The sequence below is a fragment of the Bacillus sp. 123MFChir2 genome, assembly GCF_000383235.1.
Taxonomy (GTDB): Bacteria; Bacillota; Bacilli; order Bacillales; family Bacillaceae_G; genus Bacillus_A.
This window is the reverse complement of the sequence record NZ_KB910929.1, coordinates 73,963-95,905: the sequence shown is the minus strand read 5'-3', so window position 1 is coordinate 95,905 and position 21,943 is coordinate 73,963. Positions and strand designations below refer to the sequence as shown.

Genomic DNA, 21,943 nt, shown 5'->3' with positions numbered 1-21,943 from the left:
AACGAGGTGTTAGTTCACCTCGTTTTTTGTTTGTTCTCGAAGGAGACGATTTACGGTTTCACGGCGAATGCCAATTAATTGCCCAATTTCAGCTTGAGTTAAGATTTCATAAATAGGGATATCTCCCAAATAGGTTGTAAGCCATTCTTGTAAACGATAAAGACGTTCTTTTGGTGAGACGGTTGTAAGTTGATCGATACGTTGCTGCATCATGCGTAACTTTGTTTGCAGTTGGAGGGCGATTTTTGCATAAGATTCAGGGGTTGTTTGTAATTGTTCATACCATGAGTTGCATGTAATCGGTGTTACTTCTGTTTTAATTAAAGCGATTGCAGTACCATGATATTCTTTCGGTGAGATTAAAGAGTGATGAGGAATTGTTTCACCTGGGACAATAATGTTAAATAAAAAAGGTGTGCCATCTTCTTGGACACGAACGACTTTTAATAGACCGCTTTTTATAAAATATAGAGGGCCTTCCTCTCCTTGGCGAAATAATATTTCTCCTTTATGTAAAATCACTGTAAGCACCTCTTTATATTTTGCTGTTAATTTCATTATAGAGGAATTGTTTATATAAAACTATACTTGATAAAGATACCGTATTAAAGTAGTATACTGTTTAGTGTGTATGTGTAAGAACGGTACTAGAAAGGAATATTTTTTAGGGGGCATACCATGTTAGATGGAAAAATGACTGATGTGAGAATTTCAGCTGATGCAGTGATACATGTAGAAGAAATGAAGGGCGGAGTTGTTCTATCAGTCGAAATAGATGGACAAATTATTTATACGATGGCATATGATGAAGAAACTGATAGTTATGCAGAGTTATACGATCGAAATGATAAACGGGCAAGACAAGTTCATGAAGATTTTATGGGATGGTCACTTGTACACTAATGGTAATGTTAACAATCCAATACATGCTGCTTTTCATTTATGAAAGAAGCATGTATTGGATTGTTTTATATTTATATGTTAAAAAACGGACATAAAGTATCTTCACTTTTTAGATGGACGAGAGCAATTTGCTGCGCATAGAAACGGTCAGGGTCTTTTTACTGCCACATGCAAAGTTTAAACAAAGTCAGAAAGCGAGTGGAAGCTCCTTTTTTTCTGCATAGCAGCAATCTATGTGTCGGAAAATCAAAATGGATTCATATATTTATAAAGATAAAACAATGAGATTGTATATATAATGTAATAATTACATAGGATTTGTAATACTCATTTCTATATTGTTAGGGCATTGTAAATGTATATGTTGTGTTTTTTCGGTATGATAAAGTAAATAAGAATTTTTCATTAGTTGAACCAATCAAGCTCTTATGGAAGTTTCATTTTCACCCATTTCCGTAGGAGTCTTATATATGAATACAAATTGAAAAAATGACATAAAAACCAATTTTTTAGGGGAGGAGACCAGAGCAACTAGCAGTTCATAGAGGCGGTCAGTTCCTTTTCCTGCCACGTGCAAAGTTTAAAACAAAGATAGACAGCAAGTAGCGGCCGTGTTTTGCATAGCAGCGGCTTAGATGTTAAAAGGTCAACTTGTATTTATATAGTACGTTAGAGCGGGATCAAGAAAAAAGATGCAATAAACATAGGAGTGATTGTTTTGGGAAATTTACATGTTTCTAACTTTATTTTATTATGTGTCTGCTCAGTATTATGTATTATTTTAGGAGTGTTTTTTTATACATGTATATAAAGAAACGCATTCTAAAAAAGAATGCGTTATAAAATAGAACTAATAATGAGGCGTGTGCCGAGAATAATTAAGGTGATACGTAATAAATTGATAATGGCATTACCACTTAATTTTGTATTAATATAGGCTCCTAATTTTCCGCCAATCCATGCCCCGGGGATTAAAAAAAGAGCATAGAGCCAGCTAACATTACCGAGGTAAATGTGAGTTGCTGAATTTACAATTGAAGATAAAAGAACAATAAACATGGATGTAGCAACGGCGATTTGTGCCGGAAAAGCAAAAAGAAGCATCATTGCTGGAACTAATAAGGCACCTCCGCCAATCCCGAATAACCCAGAAATAAAACCTATACCAAATGAAATAATGATAGCAAGAAAAGGCGGAAACTGATAGGTGATGGTTTCTCCTTCTGAAGTTGTAAAGGAACGTTTAATAGTAGAACTGTTTGAAAGGGAGATGGGTTTCAGTTTATCTCGTAGCATTAGTAAAATCGATACGAGAATAAGAAAGACACCAAAATATAAAGAAAAAGATTCTTGATTTAAAAATTTATTTGCCCATGATCCGATGATTCCTCCAGGGCCACTCCCGATAAATAAAATAAGACCACTTTTGTAATCTATTCGTTTATGCTTCATATAAGTAAGGGTAGAAGCCAAACCTGTAAATACGACAGTAATAATTGAAGTACCAACGGCTAATTGCGGGGAAATGCTATGTAAGCCAATCAGTAAAGGAACGATAATAATTCCACCACCAAGGCCAACTAGACTTCCAATCGTACCTGCTAATAATCCAACAAGTAGTAGCATAATATATTCCAACTGTAACATCTCCTCTTTTATAGCAAATACATCATTCATTATACAATGTTTTGAATGAGAATGATGTTTGTTTACAAAAAAGTCGTCTTCGTATGTAGAAGACGACTTTTTTTAGAAAATAAGATTTAATACGTAATAGCATAAAGCAGCCAATGAAGCTGAAATAGGAAGTGTGATAACCCATGTAATTAACATGCGTTTTGCTGTTCCCCATTTTACACCCTTTACGCGATGTGAAGCACCAACACCTAAAATAGAAGATGAAATAACGTGTGTTGTACTTACTGGTAAATGAATGAAAGTTGCGCCGAAAATAACAAGTGATGATGATAAATCAGCAGCTACACCATTTACAGGGCGGATTTTCATAATTTGTCCACCGACAGTTTTAATAATTTTCCATCCTCCAATAGAAGTACCAAGACCCATTGCAGTCGCACACGCGAGTTGGACCCAAAAAGGGATATCTGTTGAAGTGTGATAATTATTTGCAATAAGTGCCATTGTAATAATACCCATCGCTTTTTGAGCATCGTTTGTGCCATGTGTGTAAGCTTGCATTGCGGCTGTGAACACCTGGAATATACGGAAATTTTTATTCGTTTTCGTCAGGTTAAAGTTTTTAAAGAAAACTTTAAAAATGCTATACACGATGTAACCAATGACGAAAGCAATAATTGGTGAAGTAACTAAAGCTTCAATAATTTTAATGAAACCTTTATAGTTTAATGAATGTACACCAGCGGCAGCGATAGCTGCCCCAGCAATAGCACCGATAATTGCATGAGATGAACTACTTGGAATTCCATAGTACCAAGTAATTAAGTTCCATGCGATGGCAGCAAGAAGCGCTGCTAAAATAACAAGGCTACCATTTGGTAATGTAAATGGATCAACAATATCCTTTGTAATCGTCTTTGCTACACCCGTAAATGTCATTGCGCCTAAAAAGTTCATAATAGATGCCATAAGAATGGCTTGTCGTGGCTTTAAAGCCTTTGTTGAAACAGCTGTTGCGATTGCATTTGCTGTATCATGGAATCCGTTAATAAAGTCGAAAGCTAAAGCACAAATGACAACTAAAACGGTTAAAATCAAGAGTGTATCCATGATCAAACTCCTTATGCGTTCTTCATAATAATTGTTTCTAAAACATTTGCTACGCTTTGACAGCTATCAGCAACTTCTTCTAGTTCTTCGTAAATTTCTTTGTATTGAATAATCTTAATTGGATCCTTTTCACGAGAGAACAAATGTTTAATCGCATGTCTACGAATATCATCACATTTGGATTCGTAATCTTTAATTTTGATTGCATTTGTACGAATATCGAGCAGTTTTTTATTTGACATCAATTCAATAGAAGAAGCAATTTCAATCGCACATTGATTAATTGCATCAACGAATTTAATCATGTACTCGTCAGCTTCTGTAATAGAGTACATCTCAAATAGACCAGCACTATGATCTAATCCGTCCAATACATCATCCATACTCATTGCAAGTTGCAAGATGTCTTCACGTTCAATTGGAGTAATAAACGCTTTGTTTAATTCCATAATGATTTCGTGAATATATGAGTCGCCTTTTGACTCATATTCTTTCATGCGCATGGAGAACTCTTTTAAATCACTTGCGTTTTTAATTTTGTACTCCATAAAAAATTGCGCGCCTTCTTTTAAATTTTCGGAAATATTCGTTAACATTTCTGAAAATTTATCTTTTTTCGATTTGAAAACCATATTGTTACCCCCACCAAAAAATAGTTATGTAAAGCATATTGGCTAGTTCATTCTATCAAAAAGCTGTCGTTTTTTAAAACATTTTATCGAAAAGTTTACAAAAACTTAACATTAGACATATTGAAAAATTAGCAATATTAATAAAAAAATATTAATGTACTCGTCTATAGAATGTCCTTTTCTTATAAAAAGTATGACTAGTAAAGAGAGCTTACACTTGACGAATTATAGTGGTATCATGGAAAATTTGTAAAGGTATAACGTACATATATACATTTGAAAGTAAGATAGAGGAAGTGAATGAATGAAGTTCAGCAGCACTTGTTTACAAAAGATACGGGAGTGGTTCAAAAAAAGAAAAAGGTTGCGAATCGCATTGTTAACAATAGGTTTTGTTTTCTTATCCTTGTTTATCTTTGTGAATATAATGATTACAATCCAAGATATTTCGGCATTAAAACAAGCAGTACCTCAGCCAACAGTTATTTATGATGCAAATAAGGAAGTAGCGGCAACGTTATCCTCTTCAAAAACGGATGGAATTAAGCGAAAAGACATTCCAGATGTTATGGTGGAAGCGGTTGTCGCAGTAGAAGATAAAAAATTTTATGAGCATCGCGGTGTTTATTATAGCGGAATTTTTCATGCGATTGTTAAAAATATAACAGCAGGAGAAGTTGTTGCTGGAGGAAGTACAATTACACAACAGCTGGCTAAAAACGTATTTTTAACACAAGATCGAACGTTTTCACGAAAATTTAAAGAATATTTTATTGCAAAGAAAATTGAACGCACATATACAAAAGATGAAATCGTAGAGATGTACTTGAATCAAATTTATTTTGGTGAAGGAGCTTGGGGGATTAAAAAGGCGGCAAAAACGTATTTTGACAAAGAAGTAAAGGAATTGACGATTCCAGAAGCTGCTACTTTAGCTGGATTAATTAAAGCACCTTCTATGTACTCACCTTTTAAAGACTTTAATAAGTCGATTACAAGAAGAAATGTTGTTCTCTCGTTAATGAAGGAACAAGGGTATATTACAGAGAAACAATTTCAAATAGCACAGGATGAAGGACTTTCACTTCATCGCGGTGTCGAAGATAAATATAAAGGAAAGTACTCTCAATATGTTGATTACATTGTTCGAGAGGCAATGAATAAATATAAATTGACACAAAATGAAATTTTATCAGGCGGTTATCATATTTACACAGAATTGAATCCAAAAATGCAAGAAGCTGCAGAAGAGGTTGTAAATAATGATAATTATTTTCCAAAAACTACTTCTGATCAGATTATGCAAACAGGTGTTGTGCTTATGAATCCCAAAACGGGCGGTATTCCAGCCCTTGTAGGTGGGAGAGGGACATATCAATTTTTACAGTTTAATCATGCGGTCCAACTTAAACGTCAGCCAGGTTCCACATTAAAACCCCTAGCAGTATATACACCAGCATTAGAGCAAGGATATGAGGTATACGATGTCTTAAAAGATAAACCGCTTGAAATTAATGAATATAAACCAAAAAATAGCGGGAATGTATATCATGGTAATGTGACGATGTATGAGGCAATGGCTAATTCATATAATGTACCTGCTGTTTGGCTATTAGAACAAATTGGTTTAGAAAAAGGTTTGAAGTCTTTAGAACGTTTTGGTATTCCACTGCAAGAAAAAGACCGATCGTATGCGTTAGCGCTAGGAGGGATGAGTGAAGGCACCTCTCCTCTTGTTATGGCGCAAGCGTATGCGACATTTGCAAATGATGGTGTACAAATGGAAGCACATGCAATTCAGGAAATTCAAGATGGTGAAGGGAATACAGTAGGAAGATGGTTAAAAAAAGAAGTTCATGTTACAGATGAAAAAACAGCACAAAAGATGACATACTTATTAAAAGGGGTTGTAGAGAAAGGAACCGGGAAAAAAGCGAAACTTAAAAACGTAGAGACTGCTGGAAAAACAGGCACAACACAATTAGCAGATGAATCAAAGAAAGGCTCAAAAGATTCATGGTTTGTTGGCTATACACCAGAATTGCTTGCATCCATTTGGGTTGGTTACGATAAAACAGATAATGAACATTTTGTGCCAGCTGGTAGTCCAATAACGACAACAATGTTTCGCGATATTATGAATAAAGCAATTGGAAAGCCAATTCAAAAAAACTTTGATTTGTCTCTTATATCAGAAGCAGAGTATACAAAACAGTTACAAACAATTGAAAAAGAAATGAAGCGAAAAGAAGAAAAAAAAAAACAGGAAAAAAAACAAGGAAACGAACAAAAAGGGAGCTTGATGGATAAAATAAAGGAATGGTTTTCATCTTTTTAAGAAGTAGATCCCAGATTATTAAATAATCTGGGATCTATATATAGTTAGCACTGGGAGCGATATTACTTTAGTCACAACGTCTTTCGCGTCGTTTACATTTCTTTCTTTTGCACTTCTCTCTCGCACAATCTTGGTTACGTGTTTCATTATCATCGTTGTTATTAGCATCGTTATTATTTTCGTTATTGTTATCATTATTGTTATCATCATTATTATTATTATTATAGTTCCAACGCATGCTTTGAACATGGAACGTTGGTACATACGTAATTTGACCATCAACTTCTAGAAGGATATGATCTCTAGTACGGCCGACAACAATCCCTTCTATTTTTTTCGGACCTTGATTCAATTGAATTGTTTCCCCTTTTAGACGGTTAATAACACTTCCAAAACGGGTTCCGCTTACAATGATAGGGTCTTCATTTTGGTTATTTTGGTTGTTATTTTGTTCATTATCATCTGATTCTTCAGATTCATCTTCATATTGCTCAGCAAAGCCATTAATATGATGTGATGGGTAGTAAACAACACCATCGTCAGTTTGTACTACACAAAAATCATTTTGAATTTTTAATAATGTGCCCTCTCCTTTTTCTGGACCTCCTAAATTAACACTTACGTTTGTGCCAATTAAATTTTTAAAATTTCTCATCGAATTTTGAGAATAAAACGAATTATTGTATGGATACATCATACATAGTTCCTCCTTAATGGGGTTTTTTCTATTTAAATCATTTGTCGTTATATGATATTCATCTTTACAGGACAAGACCTAGGATACTTGACTAATTTATAAAAAATGGGCGTATGCATAAAAAAACAAGCACTCTGCTAGATTAAGAGTGCTTGTTGAGTTGAATATTTATATTTGTATGCATATTGCGGTCGGTGTTAGCTAACGTTGTATAAGAGATGATAATATTTCCTTTTGCAATTGGTTCATAAGCAAGATCATCGTATTGGCCAGTACTTTTGTTATGGACAGTTAGTTCGATAGAATCAAGGTTTGCATGTGCATACTTTTCTTTGATTTGTTTTGCAATTGTTTCTAGTTGCTTATAGGAAGTGGCATCAGTAATCACCATTCCCTTTAGAACAATTTTTTCTTTTTGTCTAGTTTGCGTTAGTGGTATGTGGTTTTCTTTTATATATAGGATGTGATAAGGAATGGTATCGTCATTTAATTCAGCTTTTGGTTTATTGTATTCTCCAATTAAAAAGAGTGTAAAACATAATGTTATACATGACATGAGAAGAATCCAAAAGCGGATAGATGATAATACTTTCATCCATATTCACTCTCGTTTCGTATAAGTTCTTTCATTATGAATTATACAAAATGAGCATTAAATTAACGTTAAGCTGAGGTAAAGAAAAGTAAAGATGGACTTTTTTGTGTATGTGTAAATACAAATCGAAAAAATGACATTAAAACCTTTTTCTTTTTCGGTGGGCGAGTGCACCTGGCCATGCATAGAAGCGGTCCAGACTTTTTCTTGCCACGTGCTAGATTTAAAATAAAGGGAGAAAGCGAGAGTAGGTCATGTTTTGTTAGGCATAGACGCAATCTATATGTTATTTATATAGTATAAGATGTTTTTAGATGTATATAAATCCAAATAGAAAACCCGGCATAAAAGCATTCGTTATCGGTGGGCGAGTGCACCTGGCTATACATAGAAGCGGTCCGGGCTTTTTTCTGCCACGTGCTAGATTTAAAACAAAGGGAGAAAGCAAGTGCAGACTCTTCTGCATAGCCGCAATCTATATGTTGAAAAATTAAAATGGATTGGAGATTGGAGGTGGTATTCAAATGATTTCTATTGGGTTAACGGGCTGGGGGGACCACGATTCTTTATATAAAGATGCATATGAAACAAAGCATAAACTGCAAACATACTGTGAGAATTTTCCCATTGTGGAAATAGATAGTTCTTTTTATGCTATGCAGCCTGTGAGAAATTATGAGAAATGGGCTATAGAAACACCGTCAAACTTTGCATTTATTGTAAAGGCTTATCAAGGAATGACAGGCCATATGCGCGGAGAAATTCCGTTTGCAAATATTGATGATATGTTTCACGCATTTAAAGAGTCAATTGCTCCTCTTCAAAAAGCCAATAAGCTGAAAATGGTATTATTCCAGTATCCACCTTGGTTTGATTGTCAAAAGAAAAATGTAGATTTATTACGTTATACAAAAGAGAAAATGAAAGATATCCCATGTTCATTAGAGTTTCGGAATCAGACTTGGTTTTATCCACAATTTCGTAATCGAACGTTGGAATTTATGAAACAAGAAGGTTGGATTCATACAATTTGTGATGAGCCACAAGCGGGAATAGGCTCTATTCCAATTGTATTAGAAGCAACGCATGAACAAATGACCTTAGTTCGGTTTCACGGACGCAATGTACACGGGTGGCTCGATAAGGGAGAGAACTGGCGGGCTGTTCGCTGCTTATATCGCTATAATAAACAAGAATTAAAAGAATGGATAGAACGGATAGAAGAATTGAAAACAAAAACAAAAGAAGTTTATCTTCTATTTAATAATAATTCTGGCGGAGATGCAGCAGATAACGCGAAACAACTCATGGATATGCTAGGTATGACGTACGGAGAACCTAAGCCCGAACAACTAAATTTATTTGAGTGAAGTGAAATATCATTCATTACTAGTCAAAAAAAAGAAAAACACTGTACAAACAGGGGGAATGTACAGTGTTTTTCTTTATGAAAAAAGAGGGGTAACAATGTTACTGAGCGTTTGGTTGATTTAACAATTGTTGGCTTCATAATAAATGATAATGGTTATCATTATCATTGTCAATGCTTTTTGTATCTTTTTCTTAAAAAATTTAAAGTTTACAAAAAACTGATTTAATAATATAATAACAACGTTTATGTGATAATAATTATCAGTATCATTCAAAGGGGCGGGAATAGATGAAAAATCCATGGAAAGTGATGACAACAGTTGCTGTTGTTTCCTCACTGTTACTTTCGGTAGGGTGTGCAGGTAAGAAAGAAGAAACGGCAAAAGGAAAAAGTACATATAGTGTACCAGTAACGGATTATACATTTGATACGGCAGCAAATATGTTTGCATATGCAGAATTCGAATTAGCTGGTGAACCGTTAGCAGAAGGTTTAGGGCTGGATTTAGATATTTTAGATGCGAAAAAACGAAATAAACCAACGAAATTTGATTATATAGCTGGCATTGAGTCTTATGAATACTCAGAAGAAGGGATGTATGAGGTAGTAGAAAAATCAGGACTTGGCTTCCATTTACTTAATGCACCAATTGTACAGAAGATGACAAAAGAAACAAATAAAGAAGCTCCGTCTTGGCTAGAAGAGCGTTTTTATACACTAGCAGATAGTGTAGGATATCCACGTAAAGAAATTTTTGCAAATATGTATCCGACATTTATGGAATATGCTGGTGGTGACCCTCATTATATGCAAAAAGTAAATACGTCCGTATATGCAGAAAATGATGATAATACATATGTACCAGCTTTCCAAATGGATTTTAAAACATTGCGCTGGGACCGTTCGAAAATGAATAAAACGTTAACACCAGCAGCGTACGGTTCAACATTTTTAAAGCAAGCATTATGGGCAGGGGATTTTTTAGGTGGTTTTCATACGGTAGATAAGGACGAAGAATTAGATGCTACATCAAATACGCAAGATCAAGATCCAAATATTCGCCTTGGAAAAAGTAGTGCTGATGGTATGCAAGGTGTTATTTTGACAGAAGAAATTTGGAATAAACTTGCATATATTCGCGATGGTCTATTCTATGATGCGAATGCAAAGCAATTAACAAACGGAGCAGGAAGTAAATATAGCCCTGAGAGTGGCTTTGTTTACTTACCTCATGAGATTAAAGTAAATGAAGATGAAAAGAATGGCATTGCGAAAGCTGGTCAATTAGAAGTGAAAGACGCACGTAGTATGCTTCGCGATCAATGGATGATGTTATGGCCAACTGCCGAATTTTTCGGAATGGCAGATCAGCGTCCGGACAATAAAAATGTAAACCGAGCGTTCCAAGCAGCATTTGATGGTACGCCTTTTGCCAAAGCGGCAACAGAAAATACAGATCTTGATGTAGCGAATGATGTGAAAGCAGATGATCCTTATTCATTGAATCGTGATGTCATGTTACAAGTCTTTAAAAATATTGAAGCAATGCACTATAATAAGGAAACAGGTGCGTTTGTTACAGAACATAGCGGAACAGAACAAGGAAAACGTATTGATACGTTTGACGTAGGTTATATGGTAGAAGCACTTCGTATATTCCAGCGTGCCATTGATGGTATGCCAGTTGGATATGCAAGCGGGGCAGAGGCACAAGGCTTACAAACAGAAGAAGGAAAAAGTGCCCTTAATATGATTAAGACGCAAGCAGATTTTCTATTAAAGAATATGAAAACAAAAGATGGTTTTATGGCAAATAGTTATACGATTGGAAAAGGACAAGATAGTGAACCTGTTACATTAGAAGCGCAGCTTGGAGCAATCCGAGGATTAACAGCGGCCTTTTTAGCGATCAAAGATGAAACGTATCGCGAAGAAGCGCGTAAACTATATGATTTAGTAGATCGTAAAATGTGGAATAAAGAAGCACATACATATGAAACGAAAAAAGGCGAAATGAAATATACGCCTTATACAGCTGGAAGTGTATCAGCAATGCTGCGTGTTGCATTGCAAAATTTAAGTAATACAGATACGGATAAAACGAAATATGATTCATTAGAACAAAAAACGATTACTTCTCGTTATGTTGATTTTTATGAACAAGTAATCAATGGACCTTCATTAAAAGAAGGAATGCAAACAAGTGAGTTCTGGGATACAGGCGATGTTTATATAAAAGGGAAGCTTGGGAATGCTGATAAGGACAATGTACCGCAAATTCAATCAGGGCACGGTAAGTATGGTATTGCCCCAGTTCTCGTTAATGTTGAAGTGAAGAAAGCAAAATAAGTTTATGATATTACTAAACCGAACAAGTTGATAAACTTGTTCGGTTTTTATGAAAAAAGGATGTAACAAGGTGAACTTTCCATCGGTAGGAGATATAGATAATAGGGAATGCTCGGTAGAGTGAGAAAGAAGGGTTAGATAATGAAGCGATTGTTTATGGCGGTTGTATTACTCCTATGTATAGCGATTTTTGCAAGTTGTGGGATGAAAACATCAGGAAAAGAAGAAAAGCGAAGCACTGCTGTTCATAGTAATAACATTGTAACGAGTGCTGATGGAAAATGGATTTATACAGCAAATATTGATATTAATACAGTAACAGTTATGGATACAAAAAGTAGAAAAGTAGTGTCAGAGATTCCAGTTGGAAAAGAACCGAGACAATTAACAATCAGTCCAGATGGAACGAAATTATATGTTTCTTGTATGTACGATAATAAAGTTGATGTTGTTTCACTTGATAAGAAGAAAGTGATTGAACGAATTCCAACTGAAATTGAACCATTTGGTGTCGTTACAAATCTAGACGGAACGAAGTTATATGTATCGAATTTTCGCTCCAGTAACGTATCAGTTATTGATCTTGAGAAGCAGAAAACAGTGCAAAAGATCAAAATTGGTGATCGCCCACGTACGCTTGCGATGACAAAAGACGGAAAGAAATTGTATGTACCGCACTATTTAGAGGGGAAAATTAGTGTTGTAGATACAGAGAGTAATAAAGTGAAGAAAGTGATTACACTTGCATCTTCACCGGACAAAGAAGACCGTAAAAAGAGTCAAGGAATTCCAAATACATTAGAGCAATTTGTTATTGCACCAGATGGAAAAACAGCTTGGGTTCCACATATGCTTACAAATGTAGATACACCCATTCAGTTTGAAGAAACAGTTTTCCCAACTGTGTCGATTATTGATTTAGAAAAAGATGAGGAAATTATAAAGCAACGGAAACAATTATTCGAAGCGATGAATGTGAAAGATACAAAAAATGAAACGATGATTGTATCAAATCCATATGACGTAGTTTTTAATGAAAAAGGAACGAAGGCATTTGTAGTTATGTCTGGTAGTGAAGATCTTATGATTTTTGATTTAACACGTGGAGGAAATGCAACACAAATTGTAAGGCGCATTCCAGGAAGTAATCCACGCGGTATTACGTTGCTTCCAAAAGAAAACACATTAGTAGTTCATAATGCGATGAGTCATGATCTTGCTTTCCTAGAAACAGGGGGAGATGATTCATATGCAAAAGTGAAAGCTGATAAGAAGACAGTTAAATTAATTGAAAAAGATTCCTTATCAAAACTTGTACGTGAAGGAAAAGAAATTTTCTACAGTGCAAATAGCGACAAATATGCAACAACAATTACAGGAAACAACTGGATGAGCTGTGCGACATGTCATAGTGATGGAGAAATAAATGGTTTATCACTATTGACACCGAAAGGGAAACGAAATGTACCAAGTAACGTCTTAACGACAAAAACTGGTTTGTTTATGTGGGATGGATCACGAGATGATTTTACAGACTATATCCATACCGTACAAGGTGAAATGGGCGGTATGATGGAACTAGATCCTGGGAAAGAACTTCCAAAAGACGTGCAACATATGTATGATGCTTTGCAAGCTTTTTTAGATAATCCGAATTCGTTCCCTGTTCCAGAAAGTCCGTATCGTCATGGAAATGGAGAATTAACATCTACTGCGAAAGACGGAGAGCAATTATTTAAAGGAAAGGCAAATTGTTTAACGTGTCATGGCGGTGATAATTTCACAAATAGCACAAAAGCTGTTGATGAAAATAGTAAATTAACGACGAACAATACAAACTTTCTTTATAACATCGGAACGGCCAATGAAACGGATACAGGTTATGATGGGGATGCACGTGGTGCTTTCCAAAATAAAAGGCAAAAAGGGTACTTTGATCCCCCGACACTTCGTGGTGTGTGGGCGACAGCACCGTATTTACATGATGGTAGTGCGAAAACCGTTGAAGAGGCAGTAGACAAACATCAATATGAAGAAAAGCCACAGCTATCAAAGCAGGAAGTACATGCAATTGCGGAATATGTAAAATCAATTCAATAGAAAAATAGCAGTGTTTGTCCTGCTATTTGCGAATAATAAGACTCCCACAAGAAGAGGGAGTCTTATTGCCTATAATGGCAAGTTAATAATCAATTTAGAAAGCGCTTACCAACAAAAGTTAAATGTTAGCGCTGTTCTTTTTGTTGTACGTATTCTTGTAAATCAAATGGTGTAACTTCTTGAATAAATTCTCTGGAAATAAGAGATTGAATAAGGGTACTTTCAGTAACGACAGTACCGGTTTTCTTTTTGTAAGCTTGCTGCAATAAACTTAGCTTTTCTAATGTTTCTTTCGGTAATTCAATTGTTAATGTGTTCATATTTCTCCCCCCTACTATTAGAGTATCACTAGAAGAGGAGAGAAACAAGAAAAGAGGAAGATATATACATTCATTTTGATTTACTAACATACAAATCCCTGCTATGAAAAATACAACATAATCTACACTTGCTTTCTACCTTTGTTTAAAACTTGGCACGTGGCAGGAAAAGGCCCGGACCGCTTCTATGCATGGCCAGATGCTCTGGTCTCCTTCCCTAAAAAAAGTGGTTTTTATGTTAGTTTTTCAATTTGTATTTATATATAGGGTGTTACAGAAGGTATATAAAAAGAAGATAACTATTTTCGAAATAGTTATCTTCTTTTTATAATTTCTACAGTAAGTATTGTTAAGCAATACCGATGTATTTTAAAGTTTTGGATGGAGTACTATGATCAAAAAAGTGTTGTAAAAAAGCAATATCTACGCCAGATTTATAAGCACAATATCCCCATGTTTTACGAAGTGTATGCGAGCTAATCCCTTCTAAACCAACTTCTTTTGCCGCTTTGTTTAAAATGTACCAAGCATGTTGTCTTGTGATAGATTTTGTTCCTTTTTGTGATTTTAATAATGGTTCATTGCGCTTCCATACTTTTCGTTCTTTCATATATTGTTCAATTGTATGTTGCAATTCTTCATTTACAGCGAACCATTTATGCTTTTTCATTTTGTCATTATAGAACAAGATAGAATGACGAACATGCTCATTTTCATCGATAACATCGCCAACTTTTAACTGCAATATTTCACTTACTTTTAATCCGGAATTTACAGCTAATACGAATAATAAAGCATCACGTTTTGATGATAGTATTAGTATATCTTTGATTTTTTCTAATTGTTTTTCGTTTTGAATTGGTTGTCCAACTTGTTTCATTTCACGCACTCTCCTCTTTATATGTGTTAAGGAAAGGATTAACTAGTTATTACTGTAAAGGAAGTGTGTGAATTTCATGTGAACTTTTCGTGAAATTAGGACAAATTATTTGATTACTTTCACTTTTGGCAAATGAAAGTAAAAGACAACACCGTTTTCTTTATTATAAACGCCGTAATTAGCATGATGCAATTCTAAGATATTTTTTACAATGGATAGTCCAAGACCAGTTCCGCCCGTATGACGGCTACGTGATGCATCTATTCGATAGAAGCGATCCCATATTTTATCTAAACTTTCTTCGGGAATCGGCGCACCGTTATTTTCAATTTCAACTTGTATTGTTTCTTCATACTCACTGACAGTTACTTTGACTTGTTCTCCAGCTGGTGTATAGCGAATTGCATTGCTTAATAAATTGACGACGACTTGTTCAATACGATTTCGGTTTGCTTGTACGTAAATAGTGGAATCAAATGCAAGCTCTACTTGTAAATTCTTTTCTTCGATGCTAAATAATAGCTTTGTATATACTTGTTGAATCAATTCTCCTATCGAAAATGGTTCTAATTCTAATTTATATGTGCCAGATTCAAGTTTTGCGAGTTCTAGCATTTCAACAATAAGGCGGTTCATGTTATCAGTTTCTTCTAAAATAACATCAGTATAATACGAAGTGTCTTTACTTACGCCATCTTTAATACCTTCAGCGAAACTTCGGATTACGCTTAATGGTGTTTTTAATTCATGTGATACACCAGAGATGAATTCTCTTCGTGTTTTTTCTAATTGCCGCTCTTTTTCAATATCTAGCTGTAGTTTTGTATTTGCTACATGTAATTTATCGATTCGGTCTTTTAAATTTACAGAAAGAGAATTAATGCTGCTTGATAGACTTCCTATTTCATCCTCTGTTGATATAGGGAGTTTTTCAGAAAAATCAAAGTTAGCCATTTTTTTTGTAACACGATTCATTTTGATAAGCGGATTTGCAATGATTTTTGAGTAATAGAACGATAATAAAATAATGACAATAAAGACGATAATTAACGCATAGACATAATAATCTTTCAAAACAAGCATAGCCTCATTAACAGGCTGCAATGATGTCATTGCAAATGCAAATTCTTTTATTTCCCCATTTGTGATAACAGGTTTAACAAAAATCTGACTTTTAATTTCGTTTTCTCCGCCTAGTGTATATGTTGTCATTTCACTCGTATTTGTTTTCCCTAATGCGACCGAAACCTCCCAATGTTGAATGCCTTGCATTAATGTATCCTTATTTGCAAGGCGAATATCGTTAGTGGAAGGAGTGTGTAATTTTGATATGGTGCCATCAAATGTGTTTACATTATTACTAAAATCTTTAGTATACAAGTTTCTTTTGACATCTGTAAGTTGGATGCCAAATAGCTTTAAATCTGAAATGATATTATCATTTTGCCATGTTCTATTATCAGCAGTAGTAATCGCAACCGGAATAATCATATCGTTTTTTAAGATTCCTTGTATACGGATTGGGTCAGAAATTTTTAATCCTAAGTTGATAAACGAAGAATATTCGGAAATTGTGAATGTATTATTCAATGGAATGAAAAATGTTTTATTGGATTTATCTACAATTTCAATATGATAATTTTTATCATCTTTAATAATGCCATTGCGGTCTAATAGCACGAGTTCAGCGCTTGTTTTTTCAAAAAATTCTTGTTTTAACTTTGAGAGCTCTTCGAAGGATCCGTTGCTTTTTTCATATTTGTTTACAAATTTCTCGAAATTAGTCTGGACCGTATGAACTTTTTTATTAATGTAAAATTTCTCTAAAAATAGTGATTGTCCAAGGAAAAAGAGTAAAAATGTAGCAGTAAATAACGCTGATGTTAATAAGAAAAGCTTAAACACAATACTTCTTTTTTTCACTTTTTCACCTCATAAGTTGTAAATTCCATAATCGTCACTTTATTATAACAAACGAATAAACACAGTAGGAGAGAAAATCTGTCGCATGTTGAGAGAGTTTATTTTAAAAAGTCATATAAAGTGAAACTTTTAATCAGTGGGGGTTTTCTTCATCCCCCACTGATTATTAGCCCTCACCAATCGGGCTTTTACGGACAGTTTATCTCCCACCTAACTTCTTAAGAAAAGTGGAACTGGACAATGCTTTCGCTGAATTTTGAGGTGAGAGTATTACTGTCCACGAATAGCAGGATAAAATGGGATATTAGTAGAGGGATAAAAAAGAACTTGCCAGACGTATGACAAGTTCTTATCGGATTTATGATTGAATCGCTGCATCTAACGCAATTTCAATCATTTCGTTAAATGTTGTTTGGCGTTCTTCGGCAGTTGTTTCTTCACCAGTAAAGATATGGTCACTCACTGTTAAGACAGATAATGCATTTACACCGTATTTTGCAGCTATTGTATATAGTGCAGTTGTTTCCATTTCAACTGCTAGTACACCGTAGTCGCCAAGCTTTTTAACCATATCCATGCTTTCGCGGTAAAATACATCGGCTGTTAGGACGTTACCAACGCGAATGTGTAACCCTTTTTCGATACCAGCATCGTATGCTTTCTTCAATAGATCAAAGTTTGCACAAGGTGCAAAATCAAATCCAGGGAATGTTAAGCGATTTATATTTGAGTCTGTACAAGCAGTCATTGCAATAATAACATCACGTACTTTTACGTCTTTTTGAATTGCACCGCACGTTCCAACACGAATTAAATTCTTTACCCCATAGCTTTGAATTAGCTCGTTTACGTAAATAGAAATAGAAGGAACTCCCATACCTGTACCTTGAACAGAGACACGCTTTCCTTTATATGTTCCTGTAAATCCTAGCATACCACGCACATTGTTGTAGCATGTTACATCTTCTAAAAAATTTTCTGCAATATACTTTGCACGTAAAGGATCTCCGGGTAATAAAATTGATTCTGCAATTTCGCCTTCTTTTGCTCCAATGTGTATGCTCATATAAAATCCTCCTTGTTATGTAAATCGGTATTACTTAATATTACTTCATCTTGTAGTATACACGAAGTAGAGCGTTTACAATAGTGTATTTCTATCTATTTAGTTACTCAGGAGAATAAGATCACACCTCAAAATTTAGGGAGAAGCAAAGGAAATGGGGGAAGAAAACTCTTCTGATGGAAATTTCATTTTAGAATTCATTGTACACGCTTTCTTACATCGGTTTTACCATTGCACGCGACAGGAAAAGCGCTGATACCTTCTATTCGCAGAGCGTAATTATTACATACTTCAGACAGAATAAATTAATTGTGCATTAATAGATGTTTTTGTTTATGTAATAATCTGAATTGTGTTACAATTTATTAAAAAATAAATGGGTGATTTCATGAAAAATGTTACTATTGGAGTTATCGCTTTGCTTCTTATTGTTCTTGGGGGATTTTATATGAAAAAATATAAAAGCAGTGAAGAAACAACAGGACAGATACAGCAAGTGAAGTGGCAACTGCATGATATGGATGTAAATGAAATCGCGAATATTATATTTCAATTGCAAAATAAAAAAGGAGCTGAAATTCGTGGTGTAAACGACCACATTCGTATGTTTATTGTGGACAAGCAGTTAAAACAATCGTATCAAGTAAGACCAACTTTTGTTGGGGATGGTTCTTACAAAGCTCCCTATCAGTTTAAAAAAGAAGGAGAATATACAATTTTTCTATATGAAGAAACAGGAGATACAGCAAAACAGTTTGCTGAAAAAAATATAGTGGTAGGAAATAAAGTGGTAGAAAAGAAGCAAAATCCAATTGCTGTGGATACGGTATTAACAAAAAATATTGGTCCTTACAAAACATCGTTATTATTTCGTACGCTACATCCGAATGAAGAAGAAACATTAACGTTTCAATTTCAAATAGGAAAAGGGCAAAAGATAAAGTTTCGCTCAAATACAGGAGAACGTGCTGAATTACGTATAGTGGATGGAGGGCGACAACATTTTCTATATGTTGTTTCTAATAATGATGCGGAACAATTACAATTTCGCGTTACGTTTCCGAGTGAAGGGATTTATAAAATATGGGGTACTTTTTATATAGACGGAAAGAAATATGAAGAACAGTTTACATTACAAGTTCAGAAACGAAAAGACAGCTAAAACTTAGCTGTCTTTTCGTTTCCCGATTAATTTTGTTACAGCGAGCATCGTAATAGGTAAGGAATGATTTTTCCGAAAGGCTAAATACTTCCCGCTCCATGTTGGTTTATATTTTTCTTTGAAATGTCGCAGGCCGCTAAAGCTATATGTATAACGAACGTTATTAAAAATAGCTGCTGCGACGCGCTCAGACCAAAATGATTGCGCTGATAATCCGACATTAGATAGCGGAGCCATTCCGATATTAAAGAAGTGATAGTTATGTTCTTTTGCCCATTGGAATAAATGAATGAACATGGCATCCATAATTCCACCTGGTGCGTCAGGGTAATAACGCATTAAATCAACAGATAATTCACCATCTTGGTATACAGGCATAAATGTTGTAAAGGCAATAATTTTCCCATCAGTATCAGAGAGAGTTGCGATGGGCGCACGGTTTATATAATCACGATCAAAATAGCCAAGAGAGAAGCTTTTTTCTTTTTTTCCCCCAAGCCATGCATCTGATACGATTTTTAGATCATCAAACAATTCATCTGAAAATGGCGGTTCATGAATTGCAAAAGTATAACCTTCTCGTTCGAAACGATTGAAAGTTGCCCGCAATCCAGCTCGTTTTTTTCCTGTAATTGTGAAATCATTCAAATTGACAACTGCTTCTTCACCAAGCTTGAAGAAGTTATAACCAAAATCATGATATAAACTCATCCATTTACTTTCAATTTGATAAAATACACAAATATATCCGAAACGATCCGCATCTGTTAGAAATTCTTCTAAAACTTTACGAAAAGAAGAGGAATGTCCAATTGGATCACCGAGTACAATAAGACGTTTACCTGCAGGGGAAAACTGAATCATTGCTTTTCCGTCGCTGCTGAAAAAGAATTGTTTATCTCCTAAAAAACCAAGGTGACTTAGCACGTTTCCACCGTGTTCATCTAAAAAGTGCTGTAGTCGTGCCATATTGGCTGGTTGCCCGGGAAATTTATTTTTGAAACGATTGGCAATCAAAGAACCAATTAGCAGAAAACTTGGTACAAAAAAGGCTGCTGCAATGGCACTGCGTTGTACTTGTTTAATATTCCGAACAACAAAATCAGGTTTAAATACTTCTTTGGCTTGTGCAAATTGTACCCCAAGATTTTTGTAAAGATATAATATAATAAGTATAAAGAGACAAACTTTTATTACATCTGAGAATGAAACCGTCATTTTTTCCCGAACAAACCGTTTGCGAATCATATATAGTACAGTGAGTACGATGAGTAAGATGAAGGTTTCTTCTAGGTCAATTCCTTTTAGTGTATTGAAAATCGCGGCACCAATTAGAGATATCATCGTCATATAATAGGAACGTTTTGTTCCGTGATAAATACCGCGTGATAAAATAACGAGTAAGATACCAAATGTTAGTGATAAACTAAAGGAAATTTGTATAAGGTGTTTAGGAACTAAAATATGAAGTGCATGAGCCCGTTCAATACTTGTTGGAAAAATTGTGGAAAAAATCACCATAAGTCCCGCGAAAATTGTTAATGCTGCAGATGCCCAAGAACCTAGTTTTCCTAGAAAATCACGTTGCAGCGACCAAATGACTCCAGTTGTTTCGAGGGCAGGTGCAATGAACGGTTTATCTTCAAATTTCTTTAAAGCAGCTCCTGTCATTTCAAATGCTGCAAAAATCAAACCGAGACCAAAAGGTAAAATATAATATACAAGGCGGTATAGTAACATAGCAGGGAGTAATACACCTGTATCTACGCCGAATTGTCCAATCCCTGTTAAGAAAACAAGATCAAAGGAACCAAGCCCCCCTGGTACAAGACTCACAACGCCAGCGAGAGCTGCAATGACATATACCCCAAGAAATTTATGGAACTCTATTTCAATTCCGAATAGAAGTAAGATGACATACATTACTATTCCTGCTGATATCCACTCTACTAATGAAACTAATGAATAGAGGACGGTTGGATTTTTTTCTACTTGTTGTTCTTCTTTTTTTTGTTTGCGATTTTTTATTTTGGAAATACCTATGTATAATGGAACAAAAAGAGCGAAAAAGATGAAAACAGGCCATAGCCAAGGTTTTTCATGTAAAATAAATCTTGTATCTAATACCCCAATCAGACCGAGAAAAGATAATAATGCTAGTCCGTTAATAAAGGCCGTTGTCATCCAGGCGATACTTCGAATGAGTTTACCATTTCCCTCTACATAAGGGCGATATAACATAGTCCGTATACCTGCCCCAACAAGACCACCAAATCCTATAAATCCATTGAATGTATTAGCGGTCCAAGAAATACGGAAAATCTTTTTAACTGGGATATCAGCTTGTAAATGCCGCAACATAACAAAATCATAAAAAAACATTGTAGCAACAGCTAATGCACCGAGCGTAACAGCTAAGAAAAACCCACCAGGTGGAATATGCTTAATCGTTTCAACTGCTTCTCGAAATGAAATACCAGATAGTTCTTTTCGTGCTTGAAAAAACACAATTGTTAGTACTACAAAGGGAAAGATAAATTTTCCAATTTGTAATATACGTTTCCATGAAAACGACATAAAGACAACTCTCCTTGTATAAGAAAACTGAGGCAATAGTTTTATTATGACAAACTTCAATAAAAATAAAAAGAAAAATTCATTGAAATTTTAGTTGTAATCTCTATATTTATAAATATTTTCTATTGATAAATTGAATACAATGGAGAACAGATAAGAGCTGTGGGTTACAGTAGCTATAAAGTGAAACTTTAATCAGTGGGGGTTTTCTTCATCCCCCACTGATTATCAGCTCTCACCAATCGGGCTTTTACGGGCAGTTTATCTCCCACCTAACTTCT

Annotated in this window: 17 protein-coding genes; 6 read left to right on the top strand and 11 right to left on the bottom strand. The window is 34.9% G+C overall.

Going from position 1 to position 21,943, the window contains the following annotated elements:
- Window positions 1-9 precede the first annotated feature (9 nt).
- Window positions 10-522 (bottom strand): Crp/Fnr family transcriptional regulator, encoded by a 513-nt coding sequence (locus tag H280_RS0105805; protein ID WP_020060178.1) that lies wholly within the window; start codon window positions 520-522, stop codon window positions 10-12.
- 156 nt (window positions 523-678) lie between these two features.
- On the opposite strand from H280_RS0105805, the gene H280_RS0105800 reads away from it, so the two are divergent.
- Entirely contained in the window at window positions 679-903 is a 225-nt protein-coding gene (locus tag H280_RS0105800; protein ID WP_020060177.1) for a hypothetical protein, read from the top strand.
- Window positions 904-1,740: 837 nt separating this feature from the next.
- Here H280_RS0105800 and H280_RS0105795 read toward each other — a convergent pair.
- The 3 genes from H280_RS0105795 to H280_RS0105785 form a co-directional block, all read right to left on the bottom strand.
- On the bottom strand, window positions 1,741-2,541 hold the full coding sequence (locus H280_RS0105795) for a sulfite exporter TauE/SafE family protein (protein WP_020060176.1): 801 nt from the start codon (window positions 2,539-2,541) through the stop codon (window positions 1,741-1,743).
- 111 nt (window positions 2,542-2,652) lie between these two features.
- Window positions 2,653-3,651 carry an inorganic phosphate transporter gene (locus H280_RS0105790; protein ID WP_020060175.1) on the bottom strand — a complete coding sequence of 333 codons (999 nt, stop codon included), beginning with the start codon at window positions 3,649-3,651 and terminating at the stop codon, window positions 2,653-2,655.
- Between the two features lie 11 nt (window positions 3,652-3,662).
- Window positions 3,663-4,283, bottom strand: coding sequence for a DUF47 domain-containing protein (locus tag H280_RS0105785; protein WP_020060174.1), 621 nt, complete (start codon window positions 4,281-4,283; stop codon window positions 3,663-3,665).
- 304 nt (window positions 4,284-4,587) lie between these two features.
- Between H280_RS0105785 and H280_RS0105780 the strand changes: the two genes are divergently transcribed.
- Complete coding sequence (locus H280_RS0105780) at window positions 4,588-6,621, top strand: transglycosylase domain-containing protein (RefSeq protein ID WP_020060173.1); 2,034 nt, start codon at window positions 4,588-4,590, stop codon at window positions 6,619-6,621.
- Between the two features lie 67 nt (window positions 6,622-6,688).
- On the opposite strand, the gene H280_RS0105775 is transcribed toward H280_RS0105780, so the two are convergent.
- Together H280_RS0105775 and H280_RS0105770 are read right to left on the bottom strand one after the other, a co-directional pair.
- Entirely contained in the window at window positions 6,689-7,318 is a 630-nt protein-coding gene (locus H280_RS0105775; protein WP_020060172.1) for a hypothetical protein, read from the bottom strand.
- 142 nt (window positions 7,319-7,460) lie between these two features.
- A complete protein-coding gene (locus H280_RS0105770; RefSeq protein ID WP_020060171.1) occupies window positions 7,461-7,913 on the bottom strand; it encodes a hypothetical protein in 453 nt (150 codons plus the stop codon).
- A 524-nt stretch (window positions 7,914-8,437) separates the two neighbouring features.
- On the opposite strand from H280_RS0105770, the gene H280_RS0105765 reads away from it, so the two are divergent.
- From H280_RS0105765 to H280_RS0105755, 3 genes are all read left to right on the top strand, one after another.
- Window positions 8,438-9,283 (top strand): DUF72 domain-containing protein, encoded by an 846-nt coding sequence (locus H280_RS0105765; protein ID WP_020060170.1) that lies wholly within the window; start codon window positions 8,438-8,440, stop codon window positions 9,281-9,283.
- A gap of 290 nt (window positions 9,284-9,573) precedes the next feature.
- Entirely contained in the window at window positions 9,574-11,634 is a 2,061-nt protein-coding gene (locus tag H280_RS0105760) for a hypothetical protein (protein WP_020060169.1), read from the top strand.
- Between the two features lie 141 nt (window positions 11,635-11,775).
- Entirely contained in the window at window positions 11,776-13,734 is a 1,959-nt protein-coding gene (locus tag H280_RS0105755) for a beta-propeller fold lactonase family protein (protein ID WP_020060168.1), read from the top strand.
- Between the two features lie 125 nt (window positions 13,735-13,859).
- Here the strand turns inward: H280_RS0105755 and H280_RS0105750 are convergent, their stop codons facing one another.
- From H280_RS0105750 to deoD, 4 genes are all read right to left on the bottom strand, one after another.
- Window positions 13,860-14,054, bottom strand: coding sequence for a DUF3924 family protein (locus H280_RS0105750; protein WP_020060167.1), 195 nt, complete (start codon window positions 14,052-14,054; stop codon window positions 13,860-13,862).
- Between the two features lie 349 nt (window positions 14,055-14,403).
- On the bottom strand, window positions 14,404-14,934 hold the full coding sequence (locus H280_RS0105745; protein ID WP_020060166.1) for a tyrosine-type recombinase/integrase: 531 nt from the start codon (window positions 14,932-14,934) through the stop codon (window positions 14,404-14,406).
- Window positions 14,935-15,039: 105 nt separating this feature from the next.
- Window positions 15,040-16,857 carry a sensor histidine kinase gene (locus tag H280_RS0105740; protein WP_020060165.1) on the bottom strand — a complete coding sequence of 606 codons (1,818 nt, stop codon included), beginning with the start codon at window positions 16,855-16,857 and terminating at the stop codon, window positions 15,040-15,042.
- Between the two features lie 358 nt (window positions 16,858-17,215).
- The gene (deoD, locus tag H280_RS0105735; protein ID WP_020060164.1) at window positions 17,216-17,923 is read right to left on the bottom strand and encodes a purine-nucleoside phosphorylase; all 708 of its coding nucleotides are present in this window, start codon (window positions 17,921-17,923) and stop codon (window positions 17,216-17,218) included.
- 388 nt (window positions 17,924-18,311) lie between these two features.
- Here deoD and H280_RS0105725 point away from each other — a divergent pair, with 388 nt between their 5' ends.
- Window positions 18,312-19,085 carry a hypothetical protein gene (locus H280_RS0105725; RefSeq protein WP_020060162.1) on the top strand — a complete coding sequence of 258 codons (774 nt, stop codon included), beginning with the start codon at window positions 18,312-18,314 and terminating at the stop codon, window positions 19,083-19,085.
- 3 nt (window positions 19,086-19,088) lie between these two features.
- Here H280_RS0105725 and mprF read toward each other — a convergent pair whose 3' ends face one another.
- Window positions 19,089-21,662, bottom strand: a complete 2,574-nt coding sequence (gene mprF, locus H280_RS0105720) for a bifunctional lysylphosphatidylglycerol flippase/synthetase MprF (RefSeq protein WP_020060161.1) — start codon at window positions 21,660-21,662, stop codon at window positions 19,089-19,091.
- Between the last annotated feature and the right edge of the window lie 281 nt (window positions 21,663-21,943).

Coding starts and splice junctions, on each gene's coding strand:
- H280_RS0105800 (WP_020060177.1), top strand. CDS start 679: ATGTTAGATGGAAAAATGACTGATGTGAGAATTTCAGCTGATGCAGTG.
- H280_RS0105790 (WP_020060175.1), bottom strand. CDS start 3,651: ATGGATACACTCTTGATTTTAACCGTTTTAGTTGTCATTTGTGCTTTA.
- H280_RS0105785 (WP_020060174.1), bottom strand. CDS start 4,283: ATGGTTTTCAAATCGAAAAAAGATAAATTTTCAGAAATGTTAACGAAT.
- H280_RS0105780 (WP_020060173.1), top strand. CDS start 4,588: ATGAAGTTCAGCAGCACTTGTTTACAAAAGATACGGGAGTGGTTCAAA.
- H280_RS0105775 (WP_020060172.1), bottom strand. CDS start 7,318: ATGATGTATCCATACAATAATTCGTTTTATTCTCAAAATTCGATGAGA.
- H280_RS0105770 (WP_020060171.1), bottom strand. CDS start 7,913: ATGAAAGTATTATCATCTATCCGCTTTTGGATTCTTCTCATGTCATGT.
- H280_RS0105765 (WP_020060170.1), top strand. CDS start 8,438: ATGATTTCTATTGGGTTAACGGGCTGGGGGGACCACGATTCTTTATAT.
- H280_RS0105760 (WP_020060169.1), top strand. CDS start 9,574: ATGAAAAATCCATGGAAAGTGATGACAACAGTTGCTGTTGTTTCCTCA.
- H280_RS0105755 (WP_020060168.1), top strand. CDS start 11,776: ATGAAGCGATTGTTTATGGCGGTTGTATTACTCCTATGTATAGCGATT.
- H280_RS0105750 (WP_020060167.1), bottom strand. CDS start 14,054: ATGAACACATTAACAATTGAATTACCGAAAGAAACATTAGAAAAGCTA.
- H280_RS0105745 (WP_020060166.1), bottom strand. CDS start 14,934: ATGAAACAAGTTGGACAACCAATTCAAAACGAAAAACAATTAGAAAAA.
- deoD (WP_020060164.1), bottom strand. CDS start 17,923: ATGAGCATACACATTGGAGCAAAAGAAGGCGAAATTGCAGAATCAATT.
- H280_RS0105725 (WP_020060162.1), top strand. CDS start 18,312: ATGAAAAATGTTACTATTGGAGTTATCGCTTTGCTTCTTATTGTTCTT.
- mprF (WP_020060161.1), bottom strand. CDS start 21,662: ATGTCGTTTTCATGGAAACGTATATTACAAATTGGAAAATTTATCTTT.